Origin of the sequence: Chryseobacterium sp. C39-AII1 (assembly GCF_039672645.1) — a bacterium.
Classification (GTDB): Bacteria; Bacteroidota; Bacteroidia; order Flavobacteriales; family Weeksellaceae; genus Chryseobacterium.
In genome coordinates this window covers 181677-201568 of record NZ_JBDFPQ010000008.1, presented here as the reverse complement: position 1 = coordinate 201568, position 19892 = coordinate 181677, and the positions used below count along the sequence as shown (strand labels likewise).

The 19892-nt window shown below is 36.0% G+C and carries 14 protein-coding genes; 6 read left to right on the top strand and 8 right to left on the bottom strand.

Annotation, left to right across the window (positions count from 1 at the left end):
* Positions 1–313 precede the first annotated feature (313 nt).
* Positions 314–1186, bottom strand: coding sequence for an alpha/beta hydrolase (locus ABEG63_RS13795; RefSeq protein ID WP_346585556.1), 873 nt, complete (start codon positions 1184–1186; stop codon positions 314–316).
* 716 nt (positions 1187–1902) lie between these two features.
* Between ABEG63_RS13795 and ABEG63_RS13790 the strand changes: the two genes are divergently transcribed.
* The 4 genes from ABEG63_RS13790 to ABEG63_RS13775 all read left to right on the top strand — a co-directional run bounded on the left by ABEG63_RS13790 (position 1903) and on the right by ABEG63_RS13775 (position 8972).
* Complete coding sequence (locus ABEG63_RS13790) at positions 1903–4164, top strand: hypothetical protein (RefSeq protein WP_346585555.1); 2262 nt, start codon at positions 1903–1905, stop codon at positions 4162–4164.
* 505 nt (positions 4165–4669) lie between these two features.
* The gene (locus ABEG63_RS13785; RefSeq protein ID WP_346585553.1) at positions 4670–6925 is read left to right on the top strand and encodes a hypothetical protein; all 2256 of its coding nucleotides are present in this window, start codon (positions 4670–4672) and stop codon (positions 6923–6925) included.
* A gap of 164 nt (positions 6926–7089) precedes the next feature.
* Positions 7090–7974 (top strand): DUF808 family protein, encoded by an 885-nt coding sequence (locus ABEG63_RS13780; RefSeq protein WP_267406344.1) that lies wholly within the window; start codon positions 7090–7092, stop codon positions 7972–7974.
* Positions 7975–8042: 68 nt separating this feature from the next.
* On the top strand, positions 8043–8972 hold the full coding sequence (locus ABEG63_RS13775; protein WP_346585551.1) for an acyltransferase: 930 nt from the start codon (positions 8043–8045) through the stop codon (positions 8970–8972).
* 272 nt (positions 8973–9244) lie between these two features.
* On the opposite strand, the gene ABEG63_RS13770 is transcribed toward ABEG63_RS13775, so the two are convergent.
* From ABEG63_RS13770 to proS, 7 genes are all read right to left on the bottom strand, one after another.
* The gene (locus ABEG63_RS13770) at positions 9245–9829 is read right to left on the bottom strand and encodes a hypothetical protein (RefSeq protein ID WP_346585549.1); all 585 of its coding nucleotides are present in this window, start codon (positions 9827–9829) and stop codon (positions 9245–9247) included.
* 226 nt (positions 9830–10055) lie between these two features.
* Positions 10056–10511 carry a hypothetical protein gene (locus ABEG63_RS13765; RefSeq protein WP_346585547.1) on the bottom strand — a complete coding sequence of 152 codons (456 nt, stop codon included), beginning with the start codon at positions 10509–10511 and terminating at the stop codon, positions 10056–10058.
* 78 nt (positions 10512–10589) lie between these two features.
* Entirely contained in the window at positions 10590–11708 is a 1119-nt protein-coding gene (gene dnaJ / locus ABEG63_RS13760) for a molecular chaperone DnaJ (RefSeq protein ID WP_267406338.1), read from the bottom strand.
* Between the two features lie 77 nt (positions 11709–11785).
* Positions 11786–12325 carry a nucleotide exchange factor GrpE gene (locus ABEG63_RS13755; RefSeq protein ID WP_346585568.1) on the bottom strand — a complete coding sequence of 180 codons (540 nt, stop codon included), beginning with the start codon at positions 12323–12325 and terminating at the stop codon, positions 11786–11788.
* 492 nt (positions 12326–12817) lie between these two features.
* Positions 12818–14152: an Nramp family divalent metal transporter gene (locus ABEG63_RS13750; RefSeq protein ID WP_346585545.1), complete on the bottom strand. Its 1335-nt coding sequence runs from the start codon at positions 14150–14152 to the stop codon at positions 12818–12820.
* Between the two features lie 117 nt (positions 14153–14269).
* The gene (locus tag ABEG63_RS13745) at positions 14270–15574 is read right to left on the bottom strand and encodes an OmpA family protein (protein WP_346585543.1); all 1305 of its coding nucleotides are present in this window, start codon (positions 15572–15574) and stop codon (positions 14270–14272) included.
* A 127-nt stretch (positions 15575–15701) separates the two neighbouring features.
* The gene (gene proS / locus ABEG63_RS13740) at positions 15702–17177 is read right to left on the bottom strand and encodes a proline--tRNA ligase (RefSeq protein WP_267406332.1); all 1476 of its coding nucleotides are present in this window, start codon (positions 17175–17177) and stop codon (positions 15702–15704) included.
* 177 nt (positions 17178–17354) lie between these two features.
* On the opposite strand from proS, the gene ABEG63_RS13735 reads away from it, so the two are divergent.
* Both ABEG63_RS13735 and ABEG63_RS13730 read left to right on the top strand, forming a co-directional pair.
* Positions 17355–18416, top strand: coding sequence for a prolyl-tRNA synthetase (locus ABEG63_RS13735; RefSeq protein WP_346585542.1), 1062 nt, complete (start codon positions 17355–17357; stop codon positions 18414–18416).
* A 40-nt stretch (positions 18417–18456) separates the two neighbouring features.
* Positions 18457–19869 carry a hemin receptor gene (locus tag ABEG63_RS13730; RefSeq protein WP_346585540.1) on the top strand — a complete coding sequence of 471 codons (1413 nt, stop codon included), beginning with the start codon at positions 18457–18459 and terminating at the stop codon, positions 19867–19869.
* Positions 19870–19892 lie beyond the last annotated feature (23 nt).

The window sequence follows — 19892 nt, the reverse complement described above, 5'->3', positions numbered from 1 at the left end:
AGCGGTTTGTAATAAACTTTTGAGAATCTGTTTTGGAGTGGTGAAGAATAAGACGAAATATCAACCGGATTATCAAAAAAACTTTAAAATTTTAACCTAAATAATTTGCAATTTAACATAGAACATCGGGGCTAGGGTGGGAGTCGTTTCTTTCAATAGTTGAAAAATAAAAAGAATACTATGATCCTGTCAAGAATCTAAAATAAATTTAAAAGTATGATTCAGCTATCATTTGCTGAGTGAAACGCCTTTGCGAACAAAAAATATTCCCAATCAATTCACAAAAACTTTGTGAGCTTTGCGTTAAAAAACACTACTCATGTTTAATCCAATTCAAAATATTAGGATAAATAATACTGTCTCTTTTCTTTTTATTAAAAAATCTCGGAACGTGCCCGGTTCTTTCCATGAAAATTAATTTGTGAGGAATATTTTGAGCCGTTAATGCCGAATCTAATGCTAAACCTTGATGCTGATTTACCAAGAAATCCTGATTTCCCTGAAAAAGCAAAGTGGGGACATTTGAAATATTAGCAATCGGACTGGCTTTTTTAAACTCTTCAGACATATTTTTTCGATCAAATTTTTCTCCAACCACTTTTTGGAAAGTAGGAGAGGTGTATTTTGAATAAAAAGAATGCACATAATCTTCAGAATAAAAATCCGTAGGGCCACTCAATGAGATAATTTTTTTAACCTGATCCGGATGTTGATAGCCATATAACAAAGCCAAATGGCCGCCGGCACTTTCACCTAAAAGAATATAATTATCAGCTTCAAGCTTTGCCTTTTCGGCTAAGGAATTAAATTGTGTAATAGCAAGGCTTATATCTTCTAACTGTTCTCTATAGGTAATTTTCTTAGATTTAGAAACCAATCTGTAGTTCATATTAATACTTGGAATATTATTCTTAAAAAGCATTTTCTGAATCTGAATCATATGTTCTTTCTTTCCCAGCGTCCAGGCGCCACCGTGAACAATTAATACAACAGGAGAGTTTTTAGGATAATCCGAAGGAAGGAAGATATCCATTTTTTGTCTTTTATGCTCTCCGTATTTTAAATTATAAATTTTCTGTTGATGATCTGTACCCACCCAAACTCGGAATTTCGTATTACAAGAATTTAATAAAAAGCTTAAACATCCTACAACGAAGAAATGATATTTAAGAACCAGCTTTTTCATAGAATAAAGATAACGAAATTTGAATTTAAATTCAGGAGTGATAATTAAATTTATTTTATAGATTCTGTTTTTACAGAAAATGGACTATTATTTATTTAATTAATCATCTCTTAATGGTGAATAAAATAAAAAACATTAAAAAATTCGAAGTTTGATAGCAATAGGATTGAGTTTCGGAATATTATTCATTCTACCACTAGCATAATGGTAATTAATTATTTGTCGTTTGTTTGATATTTATGAAAAATATTCGTGAAAAAATTAGTTAGATATTATTATTTAATGTAAAATATTATAAAGTATAATAAATATCTGTATTTTATAGGCTTACATTTTTTTGTAATGTAAATTTTCATATATTTGCAATGAAAAAATATACACACAAGAATGAAAAAAAAATATTCACTAGCTTCCGCTACTGGAAAGCTAATACAGTACAGAATTTCTCGGAGTCGGAATACAGACTTACTTTTATCAGATACAAAACTTTAAAAAGATATATTTAAAATATAATATGCTTTTTTGTAATCTAGCAAGATAGGTTACACATAATTTTCGTATCCCCAATTATCCAATTTTATCCGAATTATAAATTAAGGTACTTGTCACTATGTACTCAGGAATTTTCAATTGCTGATGATATAGTGTGATAAATACCTGGAGCATAGATTATGCTTTAATTATTGTAAAAACAATATAACATAAACACACGAAAAATGAAAAAAACTATTTTTGCTTCATTACTCTTTCTTGGAGTAATTGCAAGCGGACAAGTTGGTATCAAGACGACAAATCCGAAGGCTACTTTGGATGTTACTGCACATGATGCAGGCCTAGGACCTACTTTTGGTATAAAAACGAGCGATACCAGAGGTAGTTGGGACAATATCTGGTTCAAACTAGATTCTTATGCTCCATCCATCAATGCTTCCGGTGCAGAGACAGGTCTACAGTTTAATGTAGGTAAAAATACCGCAGGAACTTATGGAGATAATAACCAAATCTTAACTACTGTGGCTACGATGACGCCCAGTGGTACTGTTGGAATTGGTACGGAGGCTCCGGCTACTAATGCCTTACTGGAACTTAGTAGTACAACTAAAGGTTTCTTACCTACCAGAATGACAACTGCTCAGCGTGATGCTATTAACCCTAAGCATGAAGGTTTAGTGGTTTATAATTTAGATACTCACTGTTTACAGTTTTGGAATGCAACCGAATGGATTGGGAATTGTACAAATAATGGCGGAGGAACAAATCCTGGAACTGGAGGTGGAACGATTGCTAACTGTACAACAGGAGCTTTAAGTGGAACTTACCAAGCAGGTACCGCAATGAATAGCAGTAATACAGTGGTGTTAACAATTAATGTAACCCAGGTAGGAACTGTTAGCATAAATTCTAATACGGTAAACGGAGTTACATTCAGTGGATCTCAAAACTTCACAACTACGGGTACTCACCAAATTACTCTTACAGCAAGTGGAACTCCTGCAGCTGCCGGAAATCATGCTTTTACCTTCTCATTGGGAAGCAATACATGTAGCAGAACAATTACATTTGCTTCTTCCGGAGGAGCCGGAACAATCACAAACTGTACAACAGGAGCATTAAATGGCACGTATACGCAAGGTACAGCGATGAACAGCAGCAATACGATTCAATTGACTGTAAATGCTACCCAAACAGGTGCTTGGTCAGCTTCTTCTACAACAGTAAACGGGGTTACCTTTAGTGGGTCAGGAACATTTGCCTCTACAGGATCTCAGACGATTACGTTAACAGCTAATGGAACGCCTTCAGCAGCAGGAAGCTTCGGATTTACATTCTCATTAGGAAGCAGCACATGTTCAAGAAATATTACATTTAATGCAGCAACAGGAGCTGGTACTATTACAAACTGTACAACAAGTGCATTAAACGGTACATATCAGGCAGGAACAGCCATGAACAGCAGCAATACCATCCAATTAACAGTAAATGCTACACAAACAGGAAACTGGACAGCTTCTTCTGCAACAGTAAATGGAGTAACCTTCAGCGGATCTGGAACATTTACTTCTACGGGATCTCAGACAATTACATTAACAGCGAATGGTACACCTTCAGCGGCTGGAAACTTTAACTTTACTTTCTCATTGGGAAGCAGCACATGTTCTAGAAGTATTACGTTTACTCAAGCAGTATCAGCTGGAACAATTACCAACTGTTCAGGTACATTAAATGGTAATTATTATAGAGGAGTAGCTATGAACGGAGGAAATACTATACAATTAAATCTGAATGTAACACAAGTAGGTAGCTGGTCTATTTCATCCAATACAGTGAATGGAGTAACCTTCAGCGGATCAGGAACATTTACTTCTACAGGAGCTCAAACGGTAACACTTACAGCAAGTGGAACTCCAACAAACTCTGGTAATTTCACTCATGTATTTAACTATGGAAGCAGTACTTGCTCAAGAACTATTGTTTATGGAGCACAGCCAGTGGCACAATGTGCAGTACAAAGGTTAGGTAGATCTAATTTCCCGAATACGTATTTAATTAATGGTGTGCCGGTAGATGTTACTGTAACAACTTCCAACACGATTAACGGACAAGCTTTCGACAGATGTGGTGGACAAACAGATGCCAACTCTTGGGGCTTAAGAGGAAATAGTGTAGGTACAATTACTTATACATTCAGCAGACCGGTAAGCAATGTTTCATTCAGAGCTTTATTTAGATCTATTGGCAATACGGAGCGTCTAAATATAACTACTAGAAACGGAGGAACGACAGTAAACCCAGTGCTGACATCTGGTCAGAGTTGTTATCAAATACCAACAGTAACGGGTAATCAGGTAACTCAAAGTGGACTTTTCTATTTGAAAGGAACTTATACATCAATTACAATTAGTAATACAGGAAATAATTCAGCAGCAGATAGTGGAATGTATTTGAACATCTTCTTATGTGAAGCAACGGCAAACTAATAATCAAAACAGTTAGATTATAATTTTTAAATGAGACGGCCTCTTTTTAGAGGTCGTTTTTTTGTGTTTAATAGTATGATCTTGTAATAATTTGTATTTTATGCATATATATTTTTTTGTTTGGTGAATTTTTATATATTTGCAAGGAGAAAAAATAATACACACAAAAATGAAAAAGCACAATCTAGTAAATCTCGTTTCAGAGAAACTTACATATCACAACCTTTTGAAGAATCTTTTGAATCTGAATTATATACAGTAAAATTCAAAAGAAACATGTTTTATATTTTTTAATATAAATTTTTATTGCTGCAATCTAAAGCTAGATTTCAGTTATTTTCCTTTTTCTAAATTATCAGTTTTTATCAGTATTTAAAGTACTAATAAAGAAATATCCAGTAATATTTTTATTGCTGAATGGTTTTCTATTATCTGAACTTTAAAATCAAGTTTTTTTAAATATGTTTTTATAAAGATCAATACAAATTATAAATACACACAAAAAATGAAAAAAGCTCTTTATGCGTCATTACTCTTTTTAGGAGTAATAAGTAATGCTCAAGTAGGCATTAAGACAACGGCTCCAAAGGCTACTTTGGATGTCACCTCCCACAATTCGGGAACAAGCCCGATCTTTGGGATGAAAGTATCAGATGCTGTTGGAAGCTGGGATAATATCTGGTTTAAGCTGGATCATTATACCCCTTCTATCAATGCTTCAGGAGCAGAAACAGGACTACAGTTTAATGTTGGGAAAAATTCATCAGGAACCTATGGTGACGGTCAAACATTAACAACGGTGGCAACAATGACACCTAGTGGTAATGTTGGGATTGGTACAGCAGCTCCGGCTACTAATGCTTTATTAGAGCTTAGTAGTACGACGAAGGGATTTTTACCTCCAAGAATGACTACGGCACAACGTTTAGCCATTAATCCGAAACCTGAAGGTTTGGTGGTTTACGACTTAGATTTACATTGTTTACATTTTTGGAATGCTACCGAATGGATCGGAAACTGTACAAACAACGGCGGAGGAACTAATCCGGGAACGGGAACTATTTCAAACTGTACAACTGGCGCTTTAAGTGGAACTTACCAAGTGGGCACTCCTATGAATAGTAGCAATACGGTGGTATTAACAATCGATGTATCACAAGTAGGAACTGTTACAGTAAATTCTAATACAGTAAACGGAGTTACATTCAGTGGATCTCAAAACTTCACAACTACGGGTACGCATCAGATTACCCTTACGGCAAGTGGTACACCTGCAGCTGCCGGAAATCATGCTTTTACATTCTCATTGGGAAGCAATACATGTAGCAGAACAATTACCTTTGCTTCTTCAGGTGGAACAGGAACCATTACCAATTGTACAACAGGTGCATTAAATGGTACCTATACAGAAGGCACAGCTATGAACAGCAGCAATACGATTCAATTGACTGTAAATGCTACGCAAACAGGCGCTTGGTCAGCTTCTTCTGCAACAGTAAACGGAGTGACTTTCAGTGGTTCAGGAACATTTACCTCTACAGGATCTCAAACGATTACGTTGACAGCTAACGGTACGCCTTCAGCAGCAGGAAGCTTCGGATTTACGTTCTCATTGGGAAGCAGCACATGTTCAAGAAATATTACATTTAATGCGGCAACAGGTGCTGGTACTATTACGAACTGTACAACAGGTGCATTAAACGGTACATATCAGGCAGGAACAGCTATGAACAGCAGCAATACTATCCAGTTAACGGTAAATGCTACACAAACGGGTGCTTGGTCAGCTTCTTCTGCAACAGTAAACGGAGTAACCTTCAGCGGATCCGGAACATTTGCAACTACAGGATCTCAGACGATTACGTTAACGGCAAATGGTACACCTTCAGCGACTGGAAACTTTAACTTTACTTTCTCGTTAGGAAGCAGTACATGTTCTAGAAGTATTACATTTACTCAAGCAGTATCAGGTGGTACTATCACTAACTGTTCAACGACGACATTAAATGGTAATTATTATAAAGGAATGTCTATGAATAGTGGTAACACAATTCAGTTGAATGTAAATGTAGCTCAAGTAGGTACTTGGTCTATTTCATCCAATACAGTAAACGGTATAACGTTCAGTGGCTCTGGAACATTTACTTCTACAGGATCTCAAACGGTTACACTTACAGCAAGTGGAACACCATCAAATTCAGGTAATTTTACTTATGTGTTTAGCTACGGAGGAAGTACTTGTTCAAGAACAATTTCTTTTGGAACGCAACCTGTAGCACAATGTGCGGTTGACAAACTAGGTAGATCTAATTTCCCGAATACATATTTAATCAATGGAATTCCTGTAACAGTAACTGTTGCAACTTATAACACTGGAAATGGACAATATGCAGATGTATGTGGTGGCCAGACAGATGCAAATTCATGGTCTTTCCCAGCAACAACTATAGGAAGTATTACCTTCCAGTTCAGTAGACCTGTAAGTAATGTATCGTTCAGAGCTTTATTTAAGTCAAATAGTACTCCGGAACGTCTAAATGTTAGAACTGAAAACGGAGGTAATGTAGTAAATGCTGTATTAACATCCGGCCAGTCTTGTTACCAAACTCCTACAGTAACTGGTAATCAGGTAACTCAAAGTGGATTATTCTATTTAAAAGGAACTTATGACAAAATTATAATTAATAATACAGGAAATGGTACCGCAGCTGATGGTGGAATGTTCTTAAATGCATTCTTATGTGAAGCAACGGCAAACTAATCTTCAAAACAGTTAGATTAATAATTTTCAAAATGAGGCGGTCTTTTTATAAGGCCGCTTTTTTATTGAAAATAATCTGTTAATAAATGTTTCTGAGCTATCTCAAATCAAATTAAATAATTATTTTTGCTCTTTAACAAATATTAAAAAAAAATTAAATTCATATGGCATCTGGTTTTTTTGCGATTTTAGATGATATCGCTGCGCTGATGGACGATGTAGCGGTGACAAGTAAAATAGCCACTCAAAAAACAGCCGGGATCTTAGGAGACGACTTGGCGGTAAATGCTGAAAAAGCAACAGGCTTTCTTTCTTCGCGAGAACTTCCTGTGTTATGGGCGATCACCAAAGGCTCATTCATCAATAAGCTCATCATTCTACCAATTGTATTTTTACTCAACTGGATCTATGCGCCTGCCATCAATTATGTATTGATTCTCGGAGGACTCTATTTATCCTTCGAAGGAATGGAAAAAATTATAGAATTTCTTTTTCATCGTGATAAAAAAGGACATGAAGTGGTAGAAGAGATTGAGAAAGAAGAAAAAAGCCCGGAAGAGATCGAAAAAACAAAAGTAAAATCAGCCATTACCACAGATTTTATTTTATCCATTGAGATTGTGATTATTGCATTGGGAACGGTTTTAGAAGAAAGTCATCCTTTTATCACTCAGATTTTGGTGACGAGTTTGGTGGCATTTATTGCAACAGTTGGCGTTTACGGAATTGTAGCTTTGATTGTAAGAATGGACGATGCTGGATTTAAATTAATCAAAAAAAGTAATGATAAAGGCTTCTTCGGAAAATTAGGACATATTTTAGTGAAAGCTTTACCGATTGTGATTAAAGCATTAGGCGTAATCGGAACGATTGCATTAATTATGGTTGCCGGTGGTATTTTTGCCCACAGAGTAGAATTTCTTCATCATTTATTCCCGAGCTGGCCGGATACTTTGAAAGAAATTGTATTCGGATTGATTGGAGGTTTGGCAACAGTACTTCTTTTCACCATCGGAAAAGGTGCTTTGTCTTTGGTAAAAAGTAAATAATTAACTTACATTTGAAAATATATAAAGCTTATGAACCAATTAAATATTCATAAGCTTTTTTAATTGTTATGAGAAGTCTGTCTATTGATATTTTAAAGATCGTTCTTGCCCTTTTTGTGGTTTTTCTGCATATGCATGTGTTGCGGGAGACGTATCCGTCTTTAAGTTATGTCTTGGTCAACGGACTTTTCAGAATTGCGGTTCCTGTTTTTCTGATTATTTCGGGATATTATTTTTTTTATGTTGATGATTTTAAACGATTAAAAAAATGGTCGGTAAGAATACTTTTACTGTATATTATTTGGTCAGTCGTTTATTTTCAGTTGTGGAAAGAAAAAGATAATTATACCTTGAATATTCTTTTCGGATATCATCATTTATGGTATCTCATCGGAACTTTTTTTTCGGGACTTATTTTATTTGCCTTGAGAAAATCTTCAGCAAAAGTTTTAATAATTTTAGGGTTACTATTTTTCTGCTGCGGCTACGCGATTCAGTTACTCGGAAATATTCATTACTATAAAGGAAGTTTTGACAAGACGCTCAATTTATACCCTACGTACAGAAATTTTCTTTTCGTTTGCTTTCCGTTTTTAGCGATGGGATTTTTAATCAAAAAACTACAAGTCGACATCAAAAGAAAACCTTCTCTTTTCATGGTTATTTTCTCTGTGGCTTTAGTTATTGTTGAATCTTTTTTAAATTACAGAGTTTTACATTTAAATCAAAAAGAAAGTATTGATCTTTTGTTTTCTTTGTTATTGGCTTGCCCAATACTGTTTTTATATTGTAAAAACCTTCCCGCAAAAACAGATTCTAAAATTCTGGCAAGTATCTCAACTGCAATTTATCTCATCCATCCACTTTTAATGGAATTCATTTATAAATCTCCTTATCCAATTATTCAGCAATATCAAAACATTCTTTTCACCTCAAGTTTATTGATTTCGAGTTTGCTATTGGTTCTAATCAATCGGAAACTGAAATATTTGTTGTAAAATTTAGACGTTTTTTTAATCTTAATTCTCTTAACTAAAATAAACTCTGTTTATTTTTTAACAGTAAGGATTTAAGAGTTTTCTTTTCGCTAAAGGTTAAGAATCAATGAGTTGATTTTATTGAAGTTCTTTAAGTCGTAAAATCTTAATTGCTTAATGTTAAATTATTTAAGCTCAACCTTACAACATTTATAATAAGAAGCATAGTATTAGAGATGTCACACCGAGCGAAGTCGAAGTGTTTATGAAAACTTATTATTGATAAATAAAACTTATCGAACCTCCGCAATCGTCAATCCATCCGGTCTTCCGCCAATATCCAGTTTCTGAATAACCTCCATTTTATTCAAATCAATCACTGAAACAGAATTATTCGGCGTACAAGACATAAAAAGTCTGTTTTTACCCTTATCCATCAACATGGCGGCGCCTTGTCCTGCATTTATTTTTTTGACTTCTTTTCTGGTTTTGCTATCAAAAAACAATAATTCCCCAGTTTTTACACTCACAATACAAACATATTTGCCGTCGGGAGTGAATTTTAATCGATGCAATCCCAACACTTTTGTATCAATGTCGGAAATTACTTCTCTTTTTTCAAGATCAACAATGGCAATATGTCCGTCAGGTTTTGCCGTCCAAAGTTCTTTTCCGTTGCTTGAAACATCAAATCCTTCCGCGCCTTTACCAACAGGAACTAAAGTCTGAATCCAATAACTCTGAAACGTGATCTCAAAGAAAATGTCTTTATCGAAAGCAACCTTTTTCAACCGTTGTCCTTTTTCATAAATCTTAAAACCTTCAAGCTGATTTGCTATGGCTTGACAAGCGTTTAAAAATACTGTTTCGGAATCCATTAATTTCTGTAAATGCTTCGGTGTTTAAACAAATATAGATTAAAATTTAGTGAAAAGAAAATTTCAATTTTAATTCCAAAATTAGTAATATCCATCAGATTTGTCATCCTGAAAGGATCTAGACTCGAATCTTTCCATTATCTTTCTAATATTAAGCTTAGATCCCTACGGGGATGACAAACTTGATGGATATGAACTATGTAAAATTAAGCCTAAATCTTATTTATCAATATTCACCACAGAAATTTTTAATATTTTTATCAAAGTAATAAAATATAGTGATATAGTTAATCTGTTTCTCAGTGAGATTAATTTGTTTCGCAAACTTTGCGTGTGCAACATCAAAAGTCTCATCATGTAACTTTACGAATTGAATACTCATTTCAGGTTCAGGATATTTTGCTCTTGCAACATCATAGCAGGAATCATCAATTTCATATTCTCTTTTCATCAGATCGCAATAACTTAAATTTCTTTTATCTAACGAATCTAAAAAAGAAGTTAGTTTATTTTTGTCTTTTCCTTGTTTTACTTTAGGCAAAACTTTTTCACGAAATTCATCATTTGGCAAATTATAAATTTTTGCTGCTGTAGCTTTTTCTTTAATAATTGAATCTTGCTTTTTCTCTTTACAAGAAATCAATGAAATGACTAAAAATAGAAATACTGATATTGGTTTCATAGTTTAATTTATTTGATTCAAAACTAAACCAGCCAATCACCAATAAAAAAAGGATTCCCGTAAGAATCCTTTTATATTTTAGTTGAATAAATCTTTCACTTTATCAAAGAAAGTTTTTTCTTTTCCGGATGGTTCTGCAACCATTTCTCCGCTGTTCATTTGCTTTTCGAAGAAATCTTTTTGATCTTTCGTAAGCTTTTGCGGCGTCCATACATTGATGTGGATGAACATGTCACCTTTTCCGTAGCTATCGATGCTTGGAAGACCTTTTCCTGCCAATCGTAAGATTTTTCCGGATTGAGTTCCCGCATCAACGGTAATTTTTACTTTTCCGCCAACGGTCGGAACTTCTTTTTTCGTTCCCAAAGCCGCTTCAGCAAAAGAAATATATAATTCCTGATGAAGATTATCACCTTCTCTTTTGATTACTTTGTCAACTTCCTCCTCGATGATAACCAATAGATCTCCCGGTACACCACCAAAAGGAGCGTCGTTACCTTTTCCTCTTACATTAAGCTGGATACCGTCTCTAGCTCCTGCAGGAATGTTGATTGAGATTTCCTCTTCATCTTTAATAAGACCCTGAGCGTTTGCTCCGGCCGGAATTTTATCAGCAACTTTCCCGATTCCCTGACAAGTTCCACAAGTCGTCTGCGTTTGCATCTGACCGAACATGGTGTTCATTACTTTCAGTTGAACTCCGGAACCGTTACAGGTAGGACAAGTTTTTGAAGTAGCACCTTCTGCCATCTTCATTTTCTTAACCTTAATGGTTTTTTGCGTTCCGTTTACCATTTCTTCAAGGTTCAGCTTGATTCTGATTCTTAAATTAGAACCTTTCACCTGCTGACGACCACCTCCGCCACCAAATCCTCCGAAACCGCCGCCACCGAAAATATCTCCAAACTGACTGAAAATATCTTCCATATTCATTCCGCCGCCGAAACCACCGCCACCAAAGCCGCCGTTTCCGCCAACTCCTGCATGACCGTATTGATCGTATCTTGCGCGTTTTTGCTCGTCGCTCAGTACTTCGTAAGCTTCTGCTGCTTCTTTGAATTTTTCTTCAGCCTCTTTATCACCCGGATTTTTATCTGGGTGAAATTTGATAGCCATTTTACGGTATGCTTTCTTTATTTCGTCGGCCGATGCAGATTTGCTGATCTCAAGAACCTCGTAATAATCTCTTTTTGACATCTTTTATATGAGTAATTAGTAATGAGAAATGGGTAATATTCAAAATTGCTTATTACCCATTACTTATTGCTTATGTTTTAATTTCCTGTAACTACTTTTGCAAAACGAATCACCTTATCACCTAAAGTATATCCTGTTTCGATTACGTCTACGATTTTCCCCTTCAAATCTTCTGATGGAGCTGGAATCTGAGTGATCGCTTCATGGAAGTCTACATTAAAAGCGTCTCCCGCTCTTACTTCCATTGCTTTTAATCCTTTTTCAGTTAATTTATTTTTGAATTTATTGTAAATTAATTCAACACCTTGTAGGTCAGCAGGATTTCCGTTTTTAGCGATTTCTTTTAAAGCTCTTTCAAAATCATCCAACACGCCAAGCATAGAGATCATCATGTCTTGGTTTGCATATTGGAAAAACTCCATTTTTTCCTTAGAAGTTCTTTTTTTATAGTTTTCGAACTCTGCATATAATCTGATGTAACGGTCTTTTTCTTCTGCCAAAAGTTCCTCAGCAGTTGGTTGAACTGTCACATTTTCTTCTCTTGTTGCCTCGTTCTGAATATTCGTATCTTGTTGATTATTGATGCTTTCTTCGTTAATATCCTGATTTTCCATAATTCAATCTTTATTTTCCTTATTATTCTCAAACACTTTGCCAAAGGAAAAAATAGGACATTTAGGCAGAGTTTGTTATTGGTTTATGGTTTAGGGTTTAGGGTTTATAGTTTATAGTTTATAGTTTATAGTTGCGCGAACAATAGTACTTTCTATACTTGATTTTAATTTTGTAGCATTAATTCCCCTCCATTGGAGGGGTGGCGAAAATTCGTAAGAATTTTTGTCGGGGTGGTTTTATAATGTTGGCTATTCTTAGTTTTTTAAAACAAATGGATTCTTCTTTAGCTAACACAGGAAATCACCTTTTCAAAGAAGGAAAATCTTTGTTGCAATATTCCAAATTTTATAACGAAGAACCACATCCTAGCCCCGATTGCAGCTTTGTTTGAGCTCATTTTTCTGTTTTCGGCTCGGGCGGCGAAGCCGCCCGAGCCGAAAACAGAAAAATAGCGAGTGCGAAAAGCGGGAAAAAGCTTCTAAAGAAACTTTATATTATTCTCCAAAAAACGTTTGATATAAAAGATAAAGATTCAGAATAATAATCACAAATGAAATAACCCAAACGCAAATTTTCATGAAAGGTTTATTCACAAATTCACCCATTTTGGCTTTATCACTTGTAAACATCACTAATGGAACTACAGCAAAGCTCAACTGCATCGATAAAATTACTTGACTTAAAACTAATAATTCTGTCGTGCCTTCTTCACCGTACAAGATAGCAACGATTAAAGCAGGAATTACAGCTATTAATCTGGTAATCAAACGTCTTAACCAAGGTTTTAGTCTGATATTTAAGAAACCTTCCATTACTATTTGTCCGGCAAGAGTTCCTGTTAATGTAGAGTTTTGTCCGGAAGCTAATAATGCAACCGCAAAAGCAATACTTGCCATAGAGGCTCCTAAAATTGGCGTTAGCAATTTATAGGCATCATGAATATCTGCCACACCATGATTTCCTGTAGTATGAAAGGTTGCAGCAGCCAAAATTAAAATAGCGGCATTAATAAAAAAGGCGAGCATTAAAGAAACGGTGCTGTCTAAAGTAGCAAACTTTATCGCTTCTTTTTTGCCTTCTTTTGTACGTTCATAATCTCTCGTCTGAACAATGCTGCTATGTAAATATAGATTGTGCGGCATTACCGTTGCGCCCAGAATTCCAATGGCGATATAAAGCATTGCGGGATTGGTAATAATTTCCTTTTGTGGAACCAACCCTCCTAAAAGTTCATTAATTGCTGGTTTTGAAATTACTAATTCATAAACAAAACAGGCTAAAATGATAAAAATCAATCCGCCGACAATACTTTCGATCCATCGGAAACCTTTTGCCTGTAAGAGAAGAATAATTAAAACATCAACTGTGGTAATCACAATTCCCCAAGTTAGAGGAATATGAAATAGTAAGTTTAAAGCAATGGCAGAGCCGATTACCTCGGCGAGATCGCAGGCGGCAATGGCAATTTCACAAAATACCCAAAGAATAAAATTAGTCGTCGGACTGAAGTGATCTCTACACGCTTGAGCTAAATCTCTTTCTGCAACAACACCTAATTTAACAGATAAATGCTGCAAAACCATCGCAAAAATATTTGAAATCAGAATTACGGAAAGTAAAGTGTATCCGAATTGGGCCCCTCCGGCAATATCGGTCGCCCAGTTTCCGGGATCCATATAGCCTACGGCAACCATTAATCCGGGACCGGCAAAGGCTAAATATTTTCTCCAAAAACTTGCATTTTTAGGTACTTTAACCGATGAATATACTTCCGGTAATGAATGGAATGTTTTATCTTTTCGCCAAGCGTCTTTTATATTGAAATTCATAAATTGTTAGAAATGACTAACAAATTTAATTAAATAAATGTAAATGAAGAAATGATTTGAACAAAAAAATTCCGAAAATCGCTTTCCGGAATTTAATTTTTATTGGTTCTAAAGAATTTATTTTGCGAATCTTACCGACATTTTTCTGTCGATAGCTCTTTCTGTATCGGTTGCTTTAGAATCTACTTTAGCAAATTTACTTCCGTAACCTTCCGCATCCAAAACTTGGCTTCCAACGCCTTGTTTTCCTAACCAGTCTTTGATGAAAGTAGCTCTGTCTTTAGAGATTTTAAGGTTGGTAGCTTCGTTTCCTGTTTTATCGGTATAACCTCCGATTTTAATTTTAGCATCAGGATAAGCTTTCAAAATAGCTACTAAATTTTGTAGCTGCCCTTCAGATCCGGCTTCCAGCTGATTAGAACTTCCTGTTTTAAAATTTACATGGTCGAAATCATACCATTTATCTTTCAAAACACTGTCGTCTGCAGCATTTTTATAACCGTCAGATTTTAAGAACATGATCATTTGATCTTCCATTCCGCCTTTGTAGCCTTTTAATGCGGTACCATTTAGGTCAATATTTTCATCAACTTTAGTTACGGTAGTTGTTCCTGCACTGTCGGAAGTTACTGTTGTTGTTTCGGTTACCGTTCCTGTAGAATCGTTTACGGTAGTCGTGGTAGTTGTTTCTTTTTTCTCACATTGTTTCCAAAGGAAATATCCTGCTGCAATTAATAATAAAAGCGGAAGTAGCCATTTCCAGATAGAACCTCCTTCATTTGTATTTCTGTCAGGGAAAGTTCCTGTTTCTGCTGTACTTCTCGTTACCTGTATTTTTGGCTGCTCTACCGGTGCTTCCTGAGTCGGCATGTTGATAGCATCCTTATCATTGTCGAAGGCATAGCCTTTTGCCCAATCCCCAACATTTAAACTCGCTAATGAAAGTCCTGCAGGTAATAAAGTAGAAACAATTCCTTTTTGATCATTCAATAAGCTTGAAATTCCAGATTGGTCTAAATTATTATCTGCTGCATATTTCCCCACTGAGCCTACTGTAGCTCCGGTTACTAAATTTAATAATGAATTGGAAGTACTGTGACTGATCCCTGCATAAGTGGCAATGGAATTGACCAATCCGCTCAGCTTATCCCCGAAGATAGATGATAGTAAAGTGGTAATCCACGGACTTGTAGCAGAATCTCCGATTAAATTGCCTAAAATTCCGTTTGAAGATGCATTTTTAATAGCGTCTAAAACATTCGGGTTGTCCGAATTGTTTGCCAATCCGCCTACAACGGCAGGTAATAATCCGCCAATAGCTTTTGAAATACCTGATTCGCTTTCTCCAAACTGCGATGCAGCTTGGGATACTAAAGCAGGACCTAGCTGTCCTTTAATTAAATCAATGATGTTTAAAGACATAATAAATTATTTTGAGATTAATGTTGTATAAATTTAATCAAAAAATCGTCCAAAGGTTAAATTCAAAAAAAAATCTTTAAAAATTACATGAATTTTTAAAGATTTCTTAATTATATAGAATTGATTTTTAGTATGCTTTTGCAAATAAAACTCTTCTTGCAGATGGTTTTCCGGAAATTAACGAAACGCCTTCTTCCACATCATCGTCCAAAGGAATACATCTGATGGTTGCTTTGGTTTCATCCTTAATTTGCTCTTCTTCTTCAGCAGTACCGTCCCAATGAGCGTAGATAAATCCTCCTTTTTCTTCCAACACCTTTTTGAATTCTTCGTACGTATCAACTTTAGTGATATTATCTTTTCTAAAGTCTGCTGCTTTGGTATAAAGATCTTTCTGAATTGTTTTTAATAATTCTTCGATATAAGAATCTAGACCGTCGATAGAACGAACTTCCTTCGTTAAATTATCTCTTCTTGCGATCTCCACAGATTTATTTTCCAGATCTCTTGGTCCCATGGCAATTCTTACAGGAACACCTTTCAATTCGTATTCTGCAAATTTCCAGCCTGGTTTGTTGTGTGTATCATCATCAAATTTTACAGAAATACCTTTTGCTTTCAGTTTAGCCTGAATATCCAAAGCCACTTCGCTGATTTGTGCCAATTGTTCGTCTCCTTTAAAAATAGGAACAATCACCACCTGAATCGGCGCCAACGTCGGAGGCAGTACCAATCCGAAATCATCTGAATGCGTCATAATCAAAGCTCCCATCAAACGGGTTGATGTTCCCCAAGATGTTGCCCAAGCGTGCTCTATTTTTCCTTCTTTATTGGTGAATTTTACATCAAATGCTTTTGCGAAATTCTGACCTAAAAAGTGAGAAGTTCCAGCCTGTAAAGCTTTTCCGTCCTGCATTAAAGCTTCGATACAATATGTTTCATCGGCTCCAGCAAATCTTTCAGAAGGTGTTTTTATTCCCTGAACTACCGGCATTGCCATAAAGTTTTCTGCAAAATCTGCATAGACTTTATTCATTTTTTCTGCTTCTTCTACTGCTTCATCTTTCGTAGCATGAGCGGTGTGACCTTCCTGCCATAAAAATTCAGCCGTTCTTAAGAAAAGACGGGTTCTCATTTCCCAACGTACAACGTTTGCCCATTGGTTGATGAGTATTGGTAAATCTCTGTAAGATTGAATCCAGCTTTTGTAGGTATTCCAAATAATTGCTTCTGAAGTAGGACGAACAATTAATTCTTCTTCAAGCTTTGCATCCGGATCTACAATTAATTTTGATGGATTGTCCGGATCGGTTTTTAATCTATAGTGAGTTACTACAGCACATTCTTTTGCAAAACCTTCTGCATTTTTTTCTTCAGCCTCAAACAAGCTCTTGGGCACGAAAAGGGGAAAATAAGCATTAACGTGACCGGTTTCTTTGAACTTCTTGTCCATTTCATCACGCATTTTCTCCCAGATTGCATAGCCATATGGTTTGATAACCATGCATCCTCTTACTCCTGAGTTTTCAGCTAAGTCGGCTTTTACCACCAACTCATTATACCATTTGCTGTAATCTTCGCTTCTTGAGGTTAATTTTGCCATTATTATTTAAAATTTTTTTAACTTTTCCTTATTATTGTTATCTAAAAAATAAAATCTATTTTTGATAGATTTTTTTACCAGTGTTTTGGTACATTTTTGGTACAGATTGCAAATATAATTTAAATTAAAAATCTTTACGTTATCATGAAAAGAAATATACATAAAAATTTACTTGGTATGCTAAAATCCAAAGGGGTATTGGCGATATCAGGTGGATTACTATTGGTTTCTTGTGGTGCTCAGATGGGTGGGTACAGCGAGACAGACGGGGTATATTACGACCCTAACAAGGATACCCTACCTGAAGGAGTGATCATTAATGATGGCGGTAACAGAGTAGGAGAGTACTATGATTACTATCAGAATGATTCTAACTTAATCCAGAATGCAGAAGCTAATGCTAAAGAAAGCAGATACGATTCTTGGAATGACTACAATGTGAACGGTAATGCTACCGATTCAGATTGGGGTGCTTTTGCAGGTTCTCAAACCAATTATTACGATAACTCTTGGGGATATTCTCCTTGGGGTTGGGGTGGTATGTACGGCTACAATCCTTACTGGGGTTGGGGTATGAACAGCGGTTGGGGCTGGGGTCTTGGTCTTTCATGGGGTGGCTCATGGGGCTGGGGCGGCGGCTGGAACATGGGCTGGGGCTATTCACCTTGGGGGTGGGGTGGTTATAATCCTTACTGGGGTGGTTACTACGGATATGGCTACGGAAATCCTTATTGGGGATGGGGTGGCGGTTACTGGGGTAACAACTATTACAGACCGGTTTACAGAAGAAGTGGGATGAATGGTAACACTTATTCAGGAGGATTTGGTAATTCTAACAGCAACAGAAATTCTATCATCAGAAATAGTGGAGGTTTCAGAAACAGTAATGCTTATACAGGCGGATTCAGAAATTCCGGAAATGTAGGGAATACAGGAGGATTTAGAAATTCTAATAACTCAGGTTTCAGACAACCGGGAAATATGAACGGAGGAACGAGAAATCAATCTTCAGGATTCCGTCAGCCAAGACCTAACTATAATTATCAGCAACCGCAACAATCTCAACCGAGATACAGAAACGATAGTGGCTTCAGAAATGACAGCGGTTTCAGAAATAGCGGAGGTTATAATAACTCCAACAGTGGAGGCGGCTTCAGATCAGGAGGTGGTTTCAGTGGTGGAAGCAGCGGTGGCGGATTCAGATCCGGCGGCGGTGGAGGCGGTGGCTTCAGAAGATAAACTGTTTTCAAATCTCAAACGTAATAACTATTAAAAAATAATGTTAAAAAAATCTTTAGTCTTAATGGGTGTTGCTGCTGCATTTTATGCACAGGCTCAGGATGTATCTATAATCAGGAATTCGATTGATGTTTATTCAGGTTCTCCAATGGTGGGTTCTGCTAAATTCAATGCAATGGGAGGAGCTAATGGAGCTCTAGGAGGTGATGCGAATTCTCTTTTAACAAACCCTGCCGGTTTAGGGGTTGCAATTTCCGGGGAAGTAAATGGTACTTTATCCATTTCAAATTATAAAAATACTTCGTCTTTTGGTGGTGCTGCCATTGATTATAATAAAACGAAAGGTAACTTAGGAAATGTTGGGGCGGTAATGACTTTCCAGTTAATGTCTGAAAGCGCTTGGAAGTTTATCAATATTGGGGTAAATTTTTCAAGCCAATCTATAGATAATTATATTGAAACTCCTGGAAACAGTAATATCATTTATGATTTTGATGCGGCTAATAACATCAGTTCTTCTTACGGAGGACACGCGTACAGCAGATCAGGGTATTTAACCAGAACAAGTTTAGGAGTTGGAGCGAATTACAATCACGCTTTATATATCGGAGCTGGTTTGAATTTCTTCAATACAAGCATCGATCAATATGATACGGCAAGATTTAATTCTACAGCTAACGGTGCAGCAGAATATTTTAATAAAAATGAAACACCTTTCTTTGAAAGAGGAAGTGGTTTCTCTGCTTCATTGGGGGTAATCGGAAAAGTTGGACCAATGTTCAGATTAGGAGCTTCCATCGAAACACCTACATTTTGGGAAATCGACAGAAGTTATGACTTCTATAACGACGCTGTTTACGGAGACGATACGGCTATCGAAAACAGAAGATTCACTTCTCCGCTTAAAGCAAGTGTGAGTGCTGCTTTTGTTCCAAGTAAAAATTTCTCTTTGGATGTTGACTATACTTTAGGTTTAACAAAGCCAAAATATAAAGAATACAGTGGTGCAGATGTAGAAATCAACAATTTCTTTAAGGATAATTACAAAAATTTATCAGAATTAAGAATTGGTGCTGAATACAGATTGAAACAGGTGAGATTAAGAGGAGGTTACTCTTATGCTTCAAGCCCGATCGATGCATTAACAGTAAGCAGATTCAGTAATGATGGAGGAATTTCTGATGCGTCATACAGTAACCTTATTTTGAGTGACAGAAATGCGCTTTCATTTGGTATTGGTTATGATTTTGGATCCTTCTATATTGATGGTTCTTATCAGAATATTTCATCAAAATATACCAATCCTTTTATGTTTGGAATTTTGGATACGGCTAATGGAATTAATTCCGCGTATTATTCTTCTACAAGAACGATCGAAAGTGATGCTTACATTGTATCTGATGTAAAAAGCGTTAGAAACAATTTCTTCCTTACATTAGGTTGGAAATTTTAATCATTGAATTAAAACTAAAATAT

Coding starts and splice junctions, on each gene's coding strand:
- ABEG63_RS13795 (WP_346585556.1), bottom strand. CDS start 1,186: ATGAAAAAGCTGGTTCTTAAATATCATTTCTTCGTTGTAGGATGTTTA.
- ABEG63_RS13790 (WP_346585555.1), top strand. CDS start 1,903: ATGAAAAAAACTATTTTTGCTTCATTACTCTTTCTTGGAGTAATTGCA.
- ABEG63_RS13785 (WP_346585553.1), top strand. CDS start 4,670: ATGAAAAAAGCTCTTTATGCGTCATTACTCTTTTTAGGAGTAATAAGT.
- ABEG63_RS13780 (WP_267406344.1), top strand. CDS start 7,090: ATGGCATCTGGTTTTTTTGCGATTTTAGATGATATCGCTGCGCTGATG.
- ABEG63_RS13775 (WP_346585551.1), top strand. CDS start 8,043: ATGAGAAGTCTGTCTATTGATATTTTAAAGATCGTTCTTGCCCTTTTT.
- ABEG63_RS13770 (WP_346585549.1), bottom strand. CDS start 9,829: ATGGATTCCGAAACAGTATTTTTAAACGCTTGTCAAGCCATAGCAAAT.
- ABEG63_RS13765 (WP_346585547.1), bottom strand. CDS start 10,511: ATGAAACCAATATCAGTATTTCTATTTTTAGTCATTTCATTGATTTCT.
- dnaJ (WP_267406338.1), bottom strand. CDS start 11,708: ATGTCAAAAAGAGATTATTACGAGGTTCTTGAGATCAGCAAATCTGCA.
- ABEG63_RS13750 (WP_346585545.1), bottom strand. CDS start 14,152: ATGAATTTCAATATAAAAGACGCTTGGCGAAAAGATAAAACATTCCAT.
- ABEG63_RS13745 (WP_346585543.1), bottom strand. CDS start 15,574: ATGTCTTTAAACATCATTGATTTAATTAAAGGACAGCTAGGTCCTGCT.
- proS (WP_267406332.1), bottom strand. CDS start 17,177: ATGGCAAAATTAACCTCAAGAAGCGAAGATTACAGCAAATGGTATAAT.
- ABEG63_RS13735 (WP_346585542.1), top strand. CDS start 17,355: ATGCTAAAATCCAAAGGGGTATTGGCGATATCAGGTGGATTACTATTG.
- ABEG63_RS13730 (WP_346585540.1), top strand. CDS start 18,457: ATGTTAAAAAAATCTTTAGTCTTAATGGGTGTTGCTGCTGCATTTTAT.